Origin of the sequence: Glaciimonas sp. Gout2 (genome assembly GCF_035018905.1) — a bacterium.
Taxonomy (GTDB): domain Bacteria; phylum Pseudomonadota; class Gammaproteobacteria; order Burkholderiales; family Burkholderiaceae_D; genus Glaciimonas.
The window spans coordinates 1-18,304 of the sequence record NZ_JASJXA010000056.1 but is presented as its reverse complement, the minus strand read 5'-3'; the positions used below and the strand labels follow the sequence as shown (position 1 = coordinate 18,304).

The following is an 18,304-nucleotide window of genomic DNA, read 5'->3' as shown; positions in this document are numbered from 1 at the left end:
TAATAAAAGTACGTAATTTAATTATAAAAATAACATCAAATTTTCTAAAAAATATAATAGATATAGGTGGAGACAATGACAAAAATATCGCTCAAGCGGCGCCGGATATTAGGTGCGGCCGCTTCCCTGGGTGTGGCTGGTGCAAGCTTAGGATTTCCTTCAATTTTGCGGGCTCAAACCGCGCAAACCATCAAAATCGGTATTCCAACGATCATGTCGGGACGCATTGCGCAATTGGGTATTTCGTCAACCAATGGCGCGCAATTAGAGGTAGATGCCTTTAATGCAGCTGGTGGCTTCAACGGGCAGATGGTCGAGTTGTTGATCCGTGATTCAAAGGGTAAACCAGAAGAATCGAGCCGATTGACGCGCGATTTGATCAACAGTGATAAGTGCAACTTTATCCTTGATTGCGATGCTTCCAATGGCGCGTTCGCGGTGCACGAAGTAGTGCGCGGGACCGGCACTTTATGCATCCACGCCAGCCCGGAAATTTCGACACTGACCGCTGACCCTAAGATGAAAATTCCAAACGCCTTCCGTACAGCACGTCAAGGTGCGCAAGATGCAATCGTGGCTGGACAATATGCTGCCGAAGTAGCAAAGCAAAACAATTTTACAAAGTGGATGACCATCGGTCCTGATTATGCGTATGGTCGCGATACCACTGCGCTTTTCGTCCGGTATTTGAAACATTTCAGTCCATCAGCGCAGATCGTCGGCGAAGCGTGGCCAAAAATGTCGCAGCCAGATTACACCGAGTTCATCACCAAAATTATGCAGGAAAAGCCACAGGCAATATTTACCTGTCTGATCGGCGGCGATCTGGTGTCTTTCATCGATCAGGGCAATCTGTATGGCCTGTTCAATGAGATTGAGGTGTTTGCGGTTGCACTGGCAGATTTCACCACTATTTCTAAAGTAAAAGCGATGCCGAAGCGGGTTCACTCTGGCACCCGTTATCTAAGCGCTTTTCCGAACACGCAGGCCAACAAGGCGTGGGCGAATGCCTACAGCGCAAAATTCAAGGATTCTCCGACAAACTGGTCGTGGCAAGCCGCTTCCGGTATGAATTTTATGCTTGAGGCCATACGCCAGACGAAGTCGGTTGATTCGAAAAAAATGTCCGATGCGTTGCGCGGTATGCAAATCAAATCGCCATTCGGCAGCAAAGGAATGTTGACACTGCGTGCTAGCGACCAGACGCTGGTTGACTATGCCACTGGTTGGGGCCGTATCTCAAATAAATTGCCGTTCATTGAAAACGCAAAAATGGCCGATTGGGGTGTGATCACCGATTTGGAACTGAAGTGGAAAAAAGAAAACGGTTGGGCTTAAGGTTAGTCGCTTAAACCCTGTTGCTCGGTGCTGGTTGCTTGGTGCAGTTAGCTTTGCGTCAGAATCGAAAGCAAGTAGTTTTCAGATTTTGTGGGTGTCGTCGGAGAAACTTGAGTGGATATTACTGCGTTATCAGACTGTGTGTCGTCGGCTTCTTGCATGATGACCCAAGGCCTGAATGCCTTCGTTATCGGGATGTTGTTATTTTTGGTCGCATCCGGTTTAACGTTAATTTTCGGTGTCTTGAAGGTGGTCAACTTTACGCACGGCTCCTTGTATATGATGGGCGCTTATCTCGCCTATTACATCTATGGGATAACAGATAGCTATGTGTTGGCAGTCATCATCGCTTCAGCAGGTATTGCTGTGTTCGGTGTATTCCTCGAGCGGATCTTTTTCCGGCGTCTGTATCAAAGCAATTTTTTGATGCAACTGCTGATGTGTTACGGCTGGATTCTGGTACTGGACGATCTGGTTCAATTGATGTTCGGTGCGGAATTTCAGTCGATGGGTATGCCATCTTTTTTTGCAACAGCGCCATTAATGATTGCTGGAGCACCAATTCCCCTCTTTTATATTTTCCTGATCGGCATTAGCTTTTTGGTGGCGCTGGCGGTCTGGATGCTGATTGTGAAAACATCCTTCGGCAGCAAGGTCCGCGCGGCGGCGACCAATACATCCATGACAGGCGCGTTGGGAATCAATACTTCGTTGCTATATGCCGGTGTATTTGCACTCGGTGCCGGACTTGCCGGTCTGGCTGGCGCATTAGCCGCTCCGGTCCGGTCGTTAGTGCCGGGAATGGGTTTCTCTATCTTGATCGAGTCATTCATCGTCACCGTCATTGGCGGCATGGGTTCAATCGGCGGCGCCCTGGTTGCGGCAATTTTGATTGGCGTATGCCGTTCATTCGGCAGTGTCGGCTTTCCGATGTTCACTGAAATTGGTGTGTTTGCGTTGATGGCTGTAGTGCTGGTTTTACGGCCCGATGGCCTCTTTGGAAAAGGCGCTCAACGATGAACAATCGCCTGCTCTCATCAACCTCGTTATGGGTGATCGTAGCCTTTATTATTGTGGCGGGGCTGCCTAGCGTGATCGCCTCACAGATGGTGCTGGACTTGATCATTCACATCGCTATATTTGGATTATTTGCGATCTCGGTTAATTTGTTAATCGGTTATACCGGCCTGATTTCTTTCGGTCACGCCATGTTTTATGCCTCCGGTGCTTACGCGTTCGGCTTGTTGATGCAAACCGGCATGTGGTCGATCCCGGCAGCGATGGCAATGGCGGTACTAAGCAGTGCGTTACTCGCCTTGATCGTGGGTCTGATTTGCACTAAAACCAAAGAAATTTATTTTACTTTTCTAACGCTGGCGATTCAGATGATGTTCTACAGCACGATCCTGAGTTGGCAGACACTGACCGGCGGCGATCAGGGATTGACCGGCGGTTTTAAGAAACCGATTTTTCTCGGTATCGATCTGGCGAATACGCATCATGTGTATTACTTCATCGCCAGCGTCGTTATCGTATCGCTCGGATTGTTGTGGCACATCACCAAATCACCTTTCGGCTATGCACTACGCATGGTTCGCGATAATGCTGCGCGGGTTGAGTTTTTAGGGATGAACGTGCGTGGATATCGCGTCGCGGCATTCGTGATCGCAGCGGCTTTTGCCAGTGTCGCCGGGGTGCTGATGAGTTTGTACGTCAGCGCTGCTTATCCTAACTTTGGTTACTGGACCATGTCGGGAGAAGCGATTTTCATGATTATGTTAGGTGGTGTGAATACGTTCCTTGGCCCGTTGGTGGGTGCGACCATGTTGACCTTGCTTAATCATTATGTCACTGCATATACCAAATACTACGGGCTGGTCTTAGGCACCATTATTTTGCTCTACGTACTTTTGTTACGTAAAGGCTTGCTGGATATTGTCGTTGAGCGGTTTATTGCCTTCCGCCTTGGACGCACGAAGCCTGCCCAATTGGTCAAATTTGACAACCCCGTGGAATCGAGACTTCCTTGAACTTTTCAACGTATTTCTCTGCTGTTGTTGTTAGACAGGTTGCCATTTTTCGGGACACGCCATGCTAAAAATGACCAATGTAACAAAGGCGTTTGGTGGCGTCGTTGCAACCAATGATTTTTCGGCAGAATTTGAGCGCGGCAGCTTGTCAGCAATCATCGGCCCTAATGGTGCAGGCAAAACCACGCTATTTAATCTCATCAGTGGCAAAATAAAAGCAGATTCCGGCAGCATTATTTTTGACGGAAAAGACATTACCACCTTGCCAGCGAAGGCGATTGTTCAACGCGGGATCGGACGCGCATTTCAGGTGTCCAGTATTTTTCCCACCTTGACTGTGGCGCAATCGCTAGAAGCAGCGGTGATGGCACATCGTGGCCAAATGAGTAATATCTTTGCCTCGTTTTCAACGCCGCGTTCGCCGTCTTTGGTGAAGGAGCGGGCAGCAGAAATCGTAGAAATGCTCGGCATGGAATTAAAGGCGAATACGCTAGCCCGAGAATTACCGCATGGGGATCAGAAGCTGCTCGATATCGGTTTAGCGCTCGCGCTTGAACCGCGTTTGTTGTTACTTGATGAGCCGACGGCGGGCATGGGACCGGAAGAGCGGTTGTTGATGATGGAGCGAGTCCACTATTTATGGCAGCGGGAAAAAATAACGATCATTTTTATTGAGCATGATATGGACATCGTATTTGCCCGTGCGCAAACCATCCGCGTATTGTATTACGGCGCATTGCTGGCCCAAGGCACGCCCGATCAAATTCGTAACAATCAGGCTGTCATTGACGCTTATCTGGGCACTGGATTTGAAGAGGCTGCTGCGTGAGCGCCGACGGCAGTTTGTCGGTCGGCGGACTAACCGCATTTTACGGCGCCAGCCAAGTGTTATTCGGTATTAATCTGGAAGTGGGCCAAGGTCAATGCCTGGCATTGTTGGGTCGCAACGGCGCGGGCAAGTCGACCACGATGAAAGCTATCGCGGGCATTATTCCCAGCGCCGCCACGAAAATAGATCTGCATGGAAAAAGCATCAACGGCATCGCATCCTACCGCATCGCTCGCGCCGGGCTGGGATTCGTACCGGAAGACCGGCAAGTGTTTCCAGAGCATTCAGTGGAAGATAATTTGACGCTGGCAGAAAAGACTGGCTTGCAGAATCAGCGTGACTGGACGTTACAGCGTGTTTATGAAGCCTTCCCGCTGTTAGTGCCATTGCGCAATCGATTAGCGGGACAGTTATCTGGCGGCGAGCAACAAATGCTGGTGATTGGACGTGCGTTGATGGGCAACCCGTCGGTGCTGTTGCTGGACGAACCGAGCGAAGGATTAGCGCCGGTAATTGTCCAACAAATAGCGGTGCAGATTAAGGCATTACGAAAAGGCGGAACGACCATTTTACTTGCCGAGCAAAATATGCATTTTTGCCTGCATGTGGCGTCGCACGTTGCTGTTATCGACAAAGGAAAAATCGTTTATTGCGATTCGGTCGAAGGCTTGCGTAATAATGAGCCCATTAAACGCCGATATCTCTCTGTATAACCCGGTTGGGAAGCATTCCCATTGATATTCATGTGGTTGCTGTAAGCGAGACAGAGGCTTGTCTCGTATCTTTATTTTGTTTTTGATTCAGATTTTATTTTTACAAAAAAAATATAACAATAAGGAGGAGACCATTCATGAAGTATCAACAAAAGTTACGTTCCTTAGGCTGTTTGATCGCACTATGTGCGGTGGCGTCGTCACCTTTACAGGCGCAGACGATGGACAATTTGAAGAACGATGCCGCGCATCCGGAAAACGTGTTGACTTATGGCATGGGTTACTCCCAGCAACGCTATTCGACGCTCAAACAAATCGATAAAAAGAATGTCAAAAAGTTGGCACCTGTTTGGGCGCTGGGTCTGGAAAATGAATATGGCGAGCAAGCCCAGCCGATGGTGCAGGATGGCGTGATGTACGTTAGCAACGCCAAGTGGACCGTTGCCATTAATGCCCTAACCGGCAAGCAAATCTGGCGCACCGCGGTTGATTTTGATCCTGATACCCCGCGAGTGGTTTGTTGCGGCGTGTCGAATAAGGGTGTTGCCTTATATAACGGCATGGTATTCCGTGGCACGCTGGATGCGAATATCGTGGCGTTGGACCAAAAGACAGGAAAAGAAATCTGGAAGACGAAAGTGATCGATTGGAAAGAAGGATATTCCATCACCGGTGCACCATTGGTGGCCAACGGTGTATTGATGACCGGTATTTCTGGTGGTGAATTTGGTGTTCGCGGCTTTGTCGATGGCTACGATCCAGCCACTGGCAAACAATTATGGCGTCGTCATACAACAGCTGGCCCGGATGAAAAAGCGGGCGAAAGCTGGAAGGTCGAGAATGCGTACAAGAACGGCGGCGGCAGCACCTGGCTGACGGGCAGTTATGATCCAGAGTTGGATCTGGTCTATTGGGGTACAGGTAACGCGGCACCCTGGAATCCAAATTCTCGCGGTGGTGACAGCCTTTACACCGCTTCTGTGATTGCGTTCCGTCCAAAAACCGGTGAAATCGTCTGGCATTATCAATTCACGCCGAACGACATGTTCGACTTTGATGCAACGTCCGAAATGATCCTCGGCGAATTGAAAATTGATGGCAAACCGCGGCGTGTATTGATGCAGCTTGATCGCAATGGCTTTGCTTATGTGATTGATCGTACCGATGGCAAGTTGTTGGCAGCCAATCCCTATGCAAAAGTTAATTGGGCTTCGCATATTGATATGGCGACGGGTCGTCCGGTCGAAACCGGTGTCGCCAAGACATTGCGTGATGGCCAGTCGGCCGATATCTGGCCGAATATTATCGGTGCCAAGAATTGGTCACATGCCGCGTTTAATCCACATACCGGTTTGTTGTATGCCAACACTATCCACATGTCGTCGTCCTACTCACTCGATACCGTAGCGACCTATAAATCCGGCATGCGTTGGGTTGGCGTAAAAGATATTAAATTCGCTTTTGAGCCGAATGCGCCACATGGCTTTATCTCAGCAATCGATCCAATGACTGGCGTAGCAAAGTGGCAGATTCCGTTGAACGATCACGCCAATTGGAGTTCGATGTTGGCCACTGCAAGCGGCTTGCTATTTACCGGCCGCCATACCGGTGAATTTATTGCACTGGATGCGGACAATGGTAAGACGCTTTGGCAATTTCAAACGAGTTCCGGCATCAATGCTAGTCCAATTACGTGGACTATGAATGGCAGACAATATGTCACCGTATTGTCTGGCTTCGGCGGCTTGGGTAAGCGATGGGTTGGGCCTGAGGCGAAAAATGTTCCACAAGGTGGTTCAGTATGGACTTTCGCGCTACCGGCTAAATAAGCAGATATAAAAAAAGACGTTTTACGTGCGTGCACCCGTCAAGGGTGTACGCCGGGAGAAATAAATTGCATCAAATCTTTGGTAACTTAGTTAGTTTTCCCCGCCGGTTATATTCAACTGCGATTGCAGGTCTATTTGTCTTCGCGACTGTTGCCGCAACGGCGCAAGATATAGCGACACCGTCGCCAGAACAAGTTGCGCAGGGTGCCAAGTTGTATGCCGCAAACTGTGCTGTTTGTCATGGCGGCCATATGGTAGATGAGGGCGGTGGATTTTTTGACTTGCGTACTTTTCCGCCCCAACAACGGACGCGTTTTATTACTTCGGTAAGCAACGGGAAAAATAGTATGCCGCCGTGGAAAAGCGTGTTGTCGCAAGACGAAATAGCATCACTTTTCGCCTATGTTGTCGCAGGCGAAAAGTAGATAAAAAAAGTAAATAACTTTAATGCGTACTTTTACTAAAGTCGCTTTAGTCAGAAAATCGACAACATACTTGGTGCAACATAGACTTCGACTTGATGGTCAACAACATTAGGTGGTGCTATTCGGTTTAAATCGAATAGGAAAACATTGTGTGGCACATCAAATCGCCATGCAAATGCGTTGCTTCCAACAACAAAATTGACCGTTGTTCCATCGGTTACGTTGACGTGAGTGGTGGTGGGATCAACTCTGACGGTGACCGTCGCCGATCTGGCTGAAGCAGCGCTACCCAACGATACCATTGTGATCGTTGCTGCAGATGCTGGCGCTGACAATAGTGCGCATACCGTGATGAGCAATGCTGCCATTAACGTTGCCAGCAGGCTAGGGAGTCTGGATAGGTGATCGCCGTCAGGAATCGCGGAAACAGAGTGAGCTGATGTTTTATTAAACAGCCTGTCAAAGCAGGCATCGGACGGCCGTACAATTAATTTCTTGCTCATCGCGCACTCCTTAAATTAGGTAGAACGTGACACTTAGGAATTGAAGCAGTTTCACGCTATAAAAAACGACGTTTCAACGGATAAAGTATCACTTTCGATTGTGAAAATATTCGCCGTATCAAAACACAAAATAATGATGTTAATTGTATAAGTATTTGTTAATCGAAAAATTGATCTTTATCAAAACATCCTCATATTTTAGTTCCAGCGTAATGTCCTTCAGATCATCGGCGAGCTGCTATTTCAGGGCCTTTCTCCTGTGCTGTTGTCAAGCTCGCGAGCCCGAGAACAGTCGGCAACTTTTGCCAGAGTAGGTTGATGAAGAGAGCCGACCAGGAATGCATTGATGGATGTATTTCCAGCGAATTTTGAGTGATTATTTCAACATTCGAGCGGGAATAAGTTAAGTAAAGCTGGACCCATAAGCGTTGCCATATTTTTTATTGCCGTTCGGAAATTATAAATTTGTCTTTATTTGTTGGTTAAAGCAGAAGGCATGATGTGTCTTTCGCTTTGGTCGATACGGATACCTTCAGCTAATAGCTGGTCGGGACACCATTTGCCGTCCTTGCATCACACTTAACCGAGTCTTCTTTATGTCGTAATATAGAGAAAATGTACTGGCTAGTACAAAAAAAATTCTAATAAGTATTTTAAAATTCCAAAGAATAATGTAACATCAGATTAGTCGACTCAGGCATCACTTGGTCGACCAGCCACAGCGGATGGCAAAAGATACAACGGACACAACGGACACAACGGGGGAGACAATAAAATGGTTTCAAGACGTACGGTAATTCAGGCGGCTATTGCCGGTAGTGCTGCGATTGTATTTAAAGCAGCTTCGGCGCAAACCAGCTCCTGGCCCGAAGCGAATGTTCGCATCGTGGTGCCGTTTAGTGTCGGTGGTGCATCCGACGTCTTGACCCGTTTGCTGGCTGCCAAACTTCAGGCGAAGTTGGGGCAAAGCTTCATTGTCGATAATCGTACCGGCGCCGGTGGCAATATCGGTATGGAAGTGGTGCGTAGCGCCAAACCTGACGGATATACGATTGCATCGGCTACGGTCGGCACGCTGTCGATCAATCAGTTCTTGTTCAATAAAATGAGCTACGATCCGGCGCAAGATTTTGACTACGTTTCGATGATCTGGGAAAACTGCAACGTGTTTGTTGTCGCGGCAGAACATCCCGCAAAAACAGTACAAGAATTTCTGCTCTGGGCGCGCAAGCAACCTAAGGGCGTGTCTTACGGTTCTGCCGGTATCGGTACCACGCCGCATCTGGCCGGAGAATTATTCCGTGCCCGTACCGGGATTCAGGCGCAGCACATTCCATTTCGCGGCGCATCGCAATCAATGCCTGCATTATTGGCTGGTGACACCAACTTTGCGATCGATAATATTGCCAGCTACATGGGCCTGATTCGCGCTGGCAAAGTGAGGGCGCTGGCAGTCACTTCGGCCGAACGCTGGCCTACTTTGCCGCAAGTGCCGACCATGGCGCAAGTGGGGATTCCTGATTTTGTCGTTACGTCATGGGGTACCTTCGTCATGCCTAAAGGCACGCCAGCCCCAATCGTTGCCAAATTATCTGCAGCACTGAAAGAAATCGAGAACGATCCGGTGGTCAAGCAGCGTTTTCTTGAAACCGGAGCGCGTGCGATTTGGTCGTCGCCGCAAGATGCGGTCGCGTTTGCCCAAAAAGAGCGCGTGAAGTGGAAAGATGTTGTACAACTTTCCGGTGCGAAACTGGATTCATGATGACGCCGCCTTTTAGCCGAACGCTGATCGAATTAGTTCGTGAGCAAGCCCAGCGCGCGCCGCAAGCCTGCGCTTTGGTGTGCGAGCAAGGACGCTTCACTTACGTGGATCTGGCGGAACGCGCTTCTCGCGTAGCCAGCGCTTTGCAAGCTGCCGGAATAAAACGTGGCGACCGCGTGGGTGTATTGCTGAGTAACCGCGTTGAATGGATTGATGTCTGTCTGGGCGCCGGTGCTTTGGGCGCTATTCTGGTACCGCTGAGTACCTGGTCTACCCGGAATGAACTGGCTTTCTTGTTGAAAGACTCAAGCCTTTCGCTGTTGATTTCAGCGGCTCGCTTCGGCGACCGTGATTTTGAAGCTGATTTCGTTGCGCTTCAGGGCCTGCCAGGTGTACCGGTCTCAGAGCACATCTGGTTGCTTGATAACGTGATCGGCGTTAGCACGTTCTCTTCTTATAACACGATTTTCGATACCGCCATTGCACTAGGCGAGTTGGCATCAGGTGCCGGTCCTTGCGCAGACGATGATGCGTTAGTACTTTATACATCCGGTTCAACAAGCGCACCGAAAGCCGTGCCTTTGCGCCAGTTTGCTGTCGTCGAAAACGGCTTCAATATCGGTGAACGCCAAGGCTTCACGGGCGACGATCGAGTACTGTTGTCATCGCCTTTGTTTTGGGCATTTGGTGGCGCAAATGCATTGCCCGCCACCTTTGGTCACGGCGCGACATTAGTATTGATGGAAAAATTCGATGCCGCAAGCGCGATGAAAATCATCGAGACTGAACGCTGCACCGCTATCTATACTTTGCCAGCAATGACTTCAGCGTTAGCGCATCACCGTGACTATCGCAAAGAGCGTCTGGCAAGTCTGCGTACCGGTGTCACCATCGGAAGCGCCGAAGAGTTTTTGATCGCGGTCGAGACGCTGGGCGCTGACGAGTTATGTAACATTTACGGCGCTACCGAGACTTGCGGTAATTGTGCAGTGACGTGGTACCACTGGCCAGTTTTACGCCGCGCCCATAGTCAGGGCCCGCCGCTGCCAGGACAACAAATTCGCTTTATCGATGAAGATACCGGCGAAGAAGCATTGCCCGGTATGCCGGGATTAGCTGAAGTGCGCGGTTACACCACACTTGGCTACACAGGATTCAGCGCGCAACAGAATGCGACCGCGTTCACCGAAGACGGCTACTACCGCACCGGCGATCTGGGCAAGTTCAATGCCGATGGCGATTTTGTATTCGTCGGTCGGGTTGGTGAAATGATTAAGCGTGCCGGTATTAATGTCTCGCCGGCCGAGGTGGAAGCCGTTTTACGACACCATTCATCAGTACAAGATGTCGCCGTAGTTGGCGTACCGGATGCGATCCGCGGTGAACTGATTTTCGCATTCGTGGTACCTGTTTCGTCCGAGGCCTTCGACTCTGCTGCTTTACTGCGGCATTGTGCGGCGGAATCGTCGAAATATAAGGTGCCCGACCATATCGAGTCCTGCACGAGTCTGCCGCTTACTGCGACCGGCAAACTGCAGCGGCGCGAACTTAAGCAATTGGCTCTCGAACGCGCTTTGGCACTTGCTGCCATCGCGTCCCAAAAACGCGCTTCGGCAGTATAGTCGTCGCGCTTCACTCCTGAGGTATTTATGCCACTTAACCGACCTACGGCCGTTATCGGGTCAGCCATCATGGTCCCGATTAACTCGGACCGCCGTTCCCTAGAGGAAATCCTGTACGACGTTGCACAGGCGGCCCTGAAGAGCGCCGGTATCCCTATCGAAGATATCGACGGCATCATCGTCGGATCTAATGACCAGGTCGACGGTCGTGCTATCTCCATCATGGCCGCATCTGGCTCTGTTGGTGGTGTCGATCGCGACATCCTGTCTACACCATCGGCTGGCGAACATGCCTTCGTAATGGGTGTATTGCGTATCGCTTCAGCCCATTTCGAGACGCAGTTAATTGTTTCCTGGGGCACAAGAGAATCATCGTCACTTTCTGAAGTCGAGCGCCTGGCTAACGATCCTTATTTTCATCGCAAATTGCCGCTGGATGATTTATCTTCGTATGCATTGCAAGCTAATGCGCTGATCGCCGCACAGCCTGAAGCACAAACATTAGCTGCACAACTGGTGCAGCAGAATCGTCGCCGCGGATCTCACGCCTATCCGGAAGCAACCGGTCCGGTTGAGACAGCAGCAGAGATCAATGCGTCAAAAGCGGTACGCTGGCCTGTCCGTGAAGCCATGCTGCGCACACCAACTACAGGCGCGGTAGCACTGGTACTGGCATCGGATGAGTACGTCGCCAAAGCGGGAATTACTAATCCGGCGTGGATTCGCGGCATGGGCTGGGCGACTGAAGCAGCATTCCTGGGTGATCGTGATTTAACTGCTGCGACAGCGCTGCAAGAAGCTGCACGTCAGGCATTTAGTGACGCCGGTGTTGCCAGTATTAAAGAAATCGACGTTGCTGAAATCAGTGGTCCTACACCGTTTCAAGAATTAATCGCTTATCAAGCGCTCGGTATTGCAGAGCCAGCACAATGGGCTGAAGTCGTCAGCACAGAACACGCACATCCGACACTCAATCTGTCCGGCGGTGTGGCGTCAATCAATTCTGTATTTTGCGGCGGACTGGTACGTATTGCCGAAGCTGCTAATCAGGTCATGGGAACGGCCGGTAAGCATCAGGCAGCCAAGGTTGACACCGCGCTGGCGCACGCAGCAAGCGGTCCAGCCATGATGTATCAGACCGTTGTCGTATTCGGAAACAAACTGGGAGGAACCCAATGAGTCAATCACGTACGAATCAACCACGTGTAGGTATTATCGGCATCGGTCAATCCGCATTCAAACCGAAGCGCGACGACGCAAGTTATCCGGATCTGGTACGCGAAGCAGTTGTACTGGCGATGGCCGGGAGCCAACTTGAATTCGACGATATCGATGCGATTGTGTATTCGCTGTCGCCAGATGCGATGGTTGGTATCGGTAACGCAGAACGCCTGGGCGTTGATGCAGTCGGTGGACGTAACAAGCGCTTCCTGCGTATTAACACCGGCGGTGCAACTGGTATTTCCAGTGTTGCTGCTGCGTATTACCACATCGCTTCGGGTGCAAGTGATGTCGTGATGACAGCTGGTGCTGACAAAGTTGGCGAATGCGGTGATTCACAAACCGTACTGAACAAAATCTGGGATCCTATCTACGAGCGTCCATTGCCCCTAGGCACGATCACCATGCTGGCGATGTCGGCAATTCGATACGCAGATAAGTATGGCATGTCGCAAGAAGACATGGCAGCGGTAGTCGTGAAGAACCGTTACCACGCTTCATTGAATGCCAATGCGCATTTGCGTAAAACGACGACTGTCGAAGAAGTGATGAATTCACGCATGATCAGCTATCCGATCAAGCTGATGGATTGCTGTCCACAGTCCAGCGGTGGCGGTGCGATGATTCTAGCTTCAGAAAAGTACATTAAAGACCGCAATCTGGACGCTGTGTGGATTACTGGTCTGGGCCATTGCTCAGAGAGTTATTACATCGGCGACCGTATGGGTAATGACTTTTTGGCCGACCATGCTGACGCTTTTGCATTAAGCCGTTCGTTTGAGCGTACTTATAAAATGGCCGGTATCACCGACCCGCAAAAGCAGATCCATGTGGCCGAATTGTATGCACCGTTCAGCAACACTGAATTTCACTCAATCGAATCAGCTGGCCTGGCTAAAATCGGCACATCGGTGGAGCAGTTGAAAGAAGGACGCTATACGATCGGCGGCGAGATTCCGGTCAATCCATCGGGCGGTACTTTATGTACTAACGCGATTGCGGTGACTGCGATGATTCGCGTAGCAGAAGTAGCGCTGCAAGTGTGGGGCAAAGCTGGAGCGCATCAGGTAAAAGGCGCACGCGTAGGCGTCGCCAGCGGTAACGGTGGTGATCACCAGTTCTTTGGAACAATGGTCATCGAGGCATAACATCGAGAGTGTTAGTACTTAAGCAAAACCGCCCCAGCGGCGTTATACCTCCTTGCGTTACATTCGTAATGTCTGCGTCGGTATGCCTTGTTGGGACAATTTTACGTAAGTCCTAAGAGTGAAAAGGCGATCTCAGGAAACATCTCCTCAAGAATGTTTCAGAGATCACCAAAAATCAATCAATTTTCTGAAGGAAAAAAAATGGAACTGCTGAAACGCCGCGAGGCTTGGAACATTACCTACAATCACGCACTGGGAGAAACAGCAAGCTGGTTCTACGTTCAGATTCGTGACCACGCTAAGATTTATGGTCGTCGTTGTGGCGAAACCGGTCGTGTACTGGTCCCACCACGCGCTTTTTCCGACCAAACTTTAGAGCCAACCACGGAATGGGTTGAAGTCGGTCCAGGCGGTTGTATCGAAACGTTCACGATGGTCTATGAGCCATTTCAAGGCTTGCCAGATCCTCCGTATGCTTTCGGTTATGTTTTGCTGGATGGTGCTGATACTGCAATTGGTGGTTTCTTCAAAGGTATCGACCTGACAGATCCAGATAAAGCAGCTAAACAAATGGCATTGAAAACACGTGTCGTCACTAAATTTGCAGAAGTCCGCACTGGTGATGTCCTTGATTTCTGGTTCGAGTTGGAAGCAATCTGATGCAAACGGCATCCAGAACCGCACAGCGGGTTGCGGTGATTGGTGCCGGGGCGGCTGGCCTCTGCGCCGCCAAGCACTTATTGGCGCGCGGGGTCGACGTCGTAGTCTACGAACTTGGTTCATTCATTGGCGGACTGTGGGTCTACCAGAATGATAATGGCCTTTCACCGGCCTACCGATCGCTGCACTTGAATTCCGAAGTCAGCATCACAGCATATAAAGATTTCCCTTTTCCTAAAGATGGCCCGCTGTACCCGGATCACTTCGGCGTCAGTCGCTATTTGCAAGCTTATGCCGAAAAATTCGGCGTAGTGCCACACATCCGGTTCCACTCTAAAGTGGTGGATGTTGCGGCCAAAAATGGTGGATGGCAGGTTCGTCTCGATGACGATACCGTTGAACAGTTCACCTCGGTCGTGATCGCTAGCGGACATCAGGGCGTGCCTAAGCATGCCGCCTGGCGTCATGACTTTGCTGGCGAATATCTGCATTCAAACAGTTATCAAGTTCCCGAACCTTTCCGCGATAAGCGCGTATTGGTGGTCGGTATGGGTAACAGTGCAGTCGACATCGCCTCCGATATTTGCGTCGTCACTAAATCAACCACAATTTCTGCACGTTCGCCTGTATTAGTCATGCCGCGTATGTTGTTCGGCGTGCCGACTTCACGCGTGCTGGGCAAGATTGAAAAACGCTGGATGCCTTGGCCGATGCGCCGGACCATGCGTGAAATGCTCACCCGCATCGTGCACGGCAGTATGAAGCAATGGGGTTTTGTTGCACCGAAAACACGAACACATCCGACCAGTCATCCAAGTCTGATGGGACATTTCGTCTGGAACCGCATCACGGCTAAACCCGGAATTGAATCGGTGACCGGTAACGAAGTGCGCTTTCTGGACGGTAGCGTCGCGTCATTTGACACTATCATTGCGGCCACTGGCTATTCAGTTGGACTGCCCTTCCTGACTAAAGATGCGGGAGAGACCGAAGAGCACAAACCAGATTTGTTCCTGCGCGTCGTCTCACCAACGCAACCTGGCCTGTATTTTGTGGGATTGTTTAACGTCGCCGGTGGCGGCAACATCCGCATGATGGACGATCAGGCCGAATGGCTCGCCGAGATGGTATGCGGTGATGTCGACTTGCCGGATCAGGCCGGAATGCGCGCCGCGATAAAGGAAGAGCAAGCTTTCCTGCAACGCCATTACCCCGCCAGCCCGCGCTATGCACTTGAACTCGATCCAACTTTCTATCGCAAGCAACTCGCAAAAGAGCGCAAGCGTAGCCTTGGTTATCGGCAACGTGTTGCGCAGCGGGTGTCGATCGATGTGGTTGAAAATTCAGTTGCTAAGTCAGCGTCCACATAAATAGCGGAAGACTAACGTAAAACTATCTCATTAATGGGCGTGTCAACCCTGGCGCCAAAGATAGTACGGTTAGTCCGATTCCGATGTAAATCCTGGCAAGTGCGCGGCAGTCCGACAACTTTGAAATGAGATTACTACTATGTCATTACGTGACAAATCCTGTGTAACTGGTGTCGGTGAAACCGTCTACATGCGCGGTTCTACTAAAACAGCATTCGAACTTCAAATCGAAGCCTCATTGAAAGCGATCGCGGACGCAGGGCTGACACCAAAAGATATCGACGGAATCATCCCGGTCGGCATCGTCAGTGGTACATCCGACGATTTTATCGAAAACTTCGGCATTCCCGATTTGCGTTTCTCAGCGGTGATTCCGCATGGCGGTGCTAGTCCAGTGATGGCGCTGCAATGCGCCGCTGCGGCAATCGCCGCTGGTGTCTGTAATCATGTATTGATTACCTTTGGCCGAAACGTCAGTGCTGGATCCAACAAGGCCGGCGCACGCATCCACCAGATGCCGCAGTTCCATTTCGTGACAGAATTCGAATACCCTATCGGTGCAATCGCTCCGGCGCAATTGTATGCGCCGATGGCACGCCGCCATATGGAGTTGTACGGCACTACGGTTGCGCAATTCGGCGAGGTGGCGGTGGCCTGTCGCAAGCACGCGCTGCTTAATGACAACGCCCTGATGAAGAAACCGATTACGCTCGAAGATCATCGCAACTCGCGCATGATTGCCGATCCGTTCCGCTTGCTCGATTGCAGTTTGGAAAGCGATGGTGGCGCAGCCATTATTGTGAGCGCTGCTGAACGTGCCGGTGATTTGCGTCAACCACGGGTATATATTTCTGGCGTTGCCGCCGGTCATCCCGATTCACCAGGGTCCATCACGCAACGCCCGGATATGACCAGTCTCGGCATTGCTAAAGCGGCACCGCGCGCATTTCAAATGGCGGGCGTAACGCATGATGATATCGACCTCACACAAATTTACGACTGTTTCACCTATGCTGTGATTCGCCAGCTTGAAGATATCGGCTTCTGCGCTAAAGGCGAGGGCGGTCCATTCGTGGAAAACGGTCGCTTGCAACTCGGCGGTGCATTGCCGACCAACACGCACGGCGGTTTATTGTCGCAAGCGCATGTATGGGGTCTGAATCATATCGTTGAATTGGTGCGGCAATTACGCGGTCAAGGTGGCCGCGCACAAGTTGAGAATGCCGAAGTCGGTCTCGTGACCGGCTATGGAGATATGGGCGATGGCGCTTTAGCCATCATGCGCAGAGGATAATAAAATGACCGTTCCAACCAAACCGATTCCACAATTTAACGAACTGTCACGACCTTACTGGGAGGCCGCTGTAGAAGGTCGCCTGGTGATTCAGCATTGCGCCGCATGCGGCAAAGCCCGTCATTATCCGCGTCTGTTGTGTGATGCATGTTATTCAGATGCAGTGGAATGGAAGGCCGCCAGCGGTGCCGGCAGAGTACATAGCTGGACCGTTGCGCACCATGCATTTCACCCTGCTTTCGCGGCCGAACTGCCCTACACGTTGGTAACTGTGGATTTGGACGCCGGTGTTCGTGCGCTGGGGCTTTGGCAAAGCGGTACGCCAGTCATCGGGCAGTTGGTACAAGGCCGATTTGTACCGCGGGATGAAACGGCTGATCTGATTTTTGAGTCAAGTCCAGACCCATTAAAGTGAAAAATAACGCCGAGCATAAGAGTAAAGATCCAGTCGATATCGTCAAGATGCGGGGAACCGTGGCGGCAAAAATGACCACTCCCTGCAAAGTTGATCGTAGCGTACAGGGCATCTCATCACGCAATACCACGCGTCATGCACCCACCGAGATAGAAGATATTCGCGACGCAGTTTCCAGACTCAAACGTGAACGTATCATCTCGGTCGCGGTTGAGCTGTTCTATCACAACGGTTTCAACAACACCACGCTTGAAGCAGTCGCCGAGAAAATCAACGTCACCAAGCCATTCATTTATTCGCACTTCAAATCGAAGAACGATTTATTGGCAGAAATATGCTCACGCGGTATTCGTGCATCGTTAGAAGTATTGAATCAGATCGTTGCCACCGGACATTCGCCGACCGAAAAAGTACGCTCGCTGGTGCATGACTTTACGCTGGCAGTCCTGGAAAATCAGGAGGCAATTGCCATCTACATGCGCGAGCAAAAGCATTTGTCAAAGATGGATAGCGAAGTCATTGAAGAGATGCGACGTGAGTTTGATCGTAAATTGTGTGCATTGCTGGAGGACGGCATCGCCACCGGCGAATTCACCGTACCGGATGTCAGAATTACGTCGTTGGCAGTCGGCGGCATCGTCAGCTGGTCATGCGTATGGTTCAGACCTCACGGCCGCCTGAAACAGGTTGAAACCGCCGAGCACGTGTCTGATTTGGTATTAGCCATGATCCAGGCCAAGTCAAATCGCCGCAAACGCGCGCGTGCTGCGGTGGAAACTGCTTGAGTTTTCGGTTGCGAGCCGCATATTATTTCAACATCAGCTTTTATGGCTCCTTCCGTAATTGACTTTACGTATATTGCTCCAACGAGACTAACTTCCTTATCGCGCCAGCAAACTACCTTCAGCGAAAGGGTTCATAAACCCGTTGCTGGAAGAGTTTCACTTAAAATCCGTTAAAGATTTCTCCGTCAAGGCCAAAAAATAGTCTACTTAGCCAGCCAAATTTATTAGCCAAATAAATAGTTGGCAATCAGGATGGGTTATATTGGTGTTTTTCCACGTGCATCTAGGGCGTGTTGACATATAAAACGCTGTTAACTTTTTCCAAATTGTGTTTACATTCTAGATTTTAAAGAATGCATG

17 protein-coding genes are annotated in these 18,304 nt (G+C 50.5%); 16 read left to right on the top strand and 1 reads right to left on the bottom strand.

The features are described from left to right. Positions 1 to 75: 75 nt before the first annotated feature. From QN379_RS21400 to QN379_RS21370, 7 genes are all read left to right on the top strand, one after another. Positions 76 to 1,338 (top strand): ABC transporter substrate-binding protein, encoded by a 1,263-nt coding sequence (locus QN379_RS21400; protein WP_323507552.1) that lies wholly within the window; start codon positions 76 to 78, stop codon positions 1,336 to 1,338. A 159-nt stretch (positions 1,339 to 1,497) separates the two neighbouring features. Then, positions 1,498 to 2,358, top strand: a complete 861-nt coding sequence (locus QN379_RS21395) for a branched-chain amino acid ABC transporter permease (protein ID WP_322233004.1) — start codon at positions 1,498 to 1,500, stop codon at positions 2,356 to 2,358. Next, on the top strand, positions 2,355 to 3,368 hold the full coding sequence (locus tag QN379_RS21390; RefSeq protein ID WP_323507551.1) for a branched-chain amino acid ABC transporter permease: 1,014 nt from the start codon (positions 2,355 to 2,357) through the stop codon (positions 3,366 to 3,368). The genes QN379_RS21395 and QN379_RS21390 overlap by 4 nt, the downstream gene beginning before the upstream one ends. A gap of 61 nt (positions 3,369 to 3,429) precedes the next feature. Beyond that, positions 3,430 to 4,197, top strand: a complete 768-nt coding sequence (locus QN379_RS21385; RefSeq protein WP_322232999.1) for an ABC transporter ATP-binding protein — start codon at positions 3,430 to 3,432, stop codon at positions 4,195 to 4,197. After that, positions 4,194 to 4,910: an ABC transporter ATP-binding protein gene (locus QN379_RS21380; RefSeq protein WP_323507550.1), complete on the top strand. Its 717-nt coding sequence runs from the start codon at positions 4,194 to 4,196 to the stop codon at positions 4,908 to 4,910. Before QN379_RS21385 ends, QN379_RS21380 begins: the two co-directional genes overlap by 4 nt. Before the next feature lie 137 nt (positions 4,911 to 5,047). Beyond that, the gene (locus QN379_RS21375) at positions 5,048 to 6,739 is read left to right on the top strand and encodes a PQQ-dependent dehydrogenase, methanol/ethanol family (RefSeq protein ID WP_323507549.1); all 1,692 of its coding nucleotides are present in this window, start codon (positions 5,048 to 5,050) and stop codon (positions 6,737 to 6,739) included. A 65-nt stretch (positions 6,740 to 6,804) separates the two neighbouring features. Beyond that, entirely contained in the window at positions 6,805 to 7,164 is a 360-nt protein-coding gene (locus tag QN379_RS21370; protein WP_323507548.1) for a cytochrome c, read from the top strand. Positions 7,165 to 7,214: 50 nt separating this feature from the next. On the opposite strand, the gene QN379_RS21365 is transcribed toward QN379_RS21370, so the two are convergent. Then, positions 7,215 to 7,667, bottom strand: a complete 453-nt coding sequence (locus tag QN379_RS21365; RefSeq protein ID WP_323507547.1) for a CzcE family metal-binding protein — start codon at positions 7,665 to 7,667, stop codon at positions 7,215 to 7,217. 775 nt (positions 7,668 to 8,442) lie between these two features. On the opposite strand from QN379_RS21365, the gene QN379_RS21360 reads away from it, so the two are divergent. The 9 genes from QN379_RS21360 to QN379_RS21320 all read left to right on the top strand — a co-directional run bounded on the left by QN379_RS21360 (position 8,443) and on the right by QN379_RS21320 (position 17,944). After that, complete coding sequence (locus QN379_RS21360; protein WP_322232990.1) at positions 8,443 to 9,429, top strand: tripartite tricarboxylate transporter substrate binding protein; 987 nt, start codon at positions 8,443 to 8,445, stop codon at positions 9,427 to 9,429. Continuing rightward, a complete protein-coding gene (locus tag QN379_RS21355; RefSeq protein WP_322232988.1) occupies positions 9,426 to 11,051 on the top strand; it encodes a class I adenylate-forming enzyme family protein in 1,626 nt (541 codons plus the stop codon). The genes QN379_RS21360 and QN379_RS21355 overlap by 4 nt, the downstream gene beginning before the upstream one ends. 27 nt (positions 11,052 to 11,078) lie before the next feature. Continuing rightward, positions 11,079 to 12,230 carry a thiolase C-terminal domain-containing protein gene (locus tag QN379_RS21350; protein ID WP_322232986.1) on the top strand — a complete coding sequence of 384 codons (1,152 nt, stop codon included), beginning with the start codon at positions 11,079 to 11,081 and terminating at the stop codon, positions 12,228 to 12,230. Next, on the top strand, positions 12,227 to 13,420 hold the full coding sequence (locus QN379_RS21345; protein WP_322232984.1) for a thiolase family protein: 1,194 nt from the start codon (positions 12,227 to 12,229) through the stop codon (positions 13,418 to 13,420). The genes QN379_RS21350 and QN379_RS21345 overlap by 4 nt, the downstream gene beginning before the upstream one ends. A 201-nt stretch (positions 13,421 to 13,621) precedes the next feature. Further along, positions 13,622 to 14,080 (top strand): Zn-ribbon domain-containing OB-fold protein, encoded by a 459-nt coding sequence (locus QN379_RS21340; RefSeq protein WP_322232982.1) that lies wholly within the window; start codon positions 13,622 to 13,624, stop codon positions 14,078 to 14,080. Then, the gene (locus tag QN379_RS21335) at positions 14,080 to 15,450 is read left to right on the top strand and encodes a flavin-containing monooxygenase (RefSeq protein WP_323507546.1); all 1,371 of its coding nucleotides are present in this window, start codon (positions 14,080 to 14,082) and stop codon (positions 15,448 to 15,450) included. The genes QN379_RS21340 and QN379_RS21335 overlap by 1 nt, the downstream gene beginning before the upstream one ends. A 139-nt stretch (positions 15,451 to 15,589) precedes the next feature. Next, entirely contained in the window at positions 15,590 to 16,744 is a 1,155-nt protein-coding gene (locus QN379_RS21330) for a thiolase family protein (protein ID WP_322232978.1), read from the top strand. Positions 16,745 to 16,748: 4 nt separating this feature from the next. Next, positions 16,749 to 17,159, top strand: coding sequence for a Zn-ribbon domain-containing OB-fold protein (locus QN379_RS21325; RefSeq protein WP_322232976.1), 411 nt, complete (start codon positions 16,749 to 16,751; stop codon positions 17,157 to 17,159). Further along, positions 17,156 to 17,944: a TetR/AcrR family transcriptional regulator gene (locus QN379_RS21320; protein ID WP_323507545.1), complete on the top strand. Its 789-nt coding sequence runs from the start codon at positions 17,156 to 17,158 to the stop codon at positions 17,942 to 17,944. The genes QN379_RS21325 and QN379_RS21320 overlap by 4 nt, the downstream gene beginning before the upstream one ends. Positions 17,945 to 18,304: the final 360 nt, after the last annotated feature.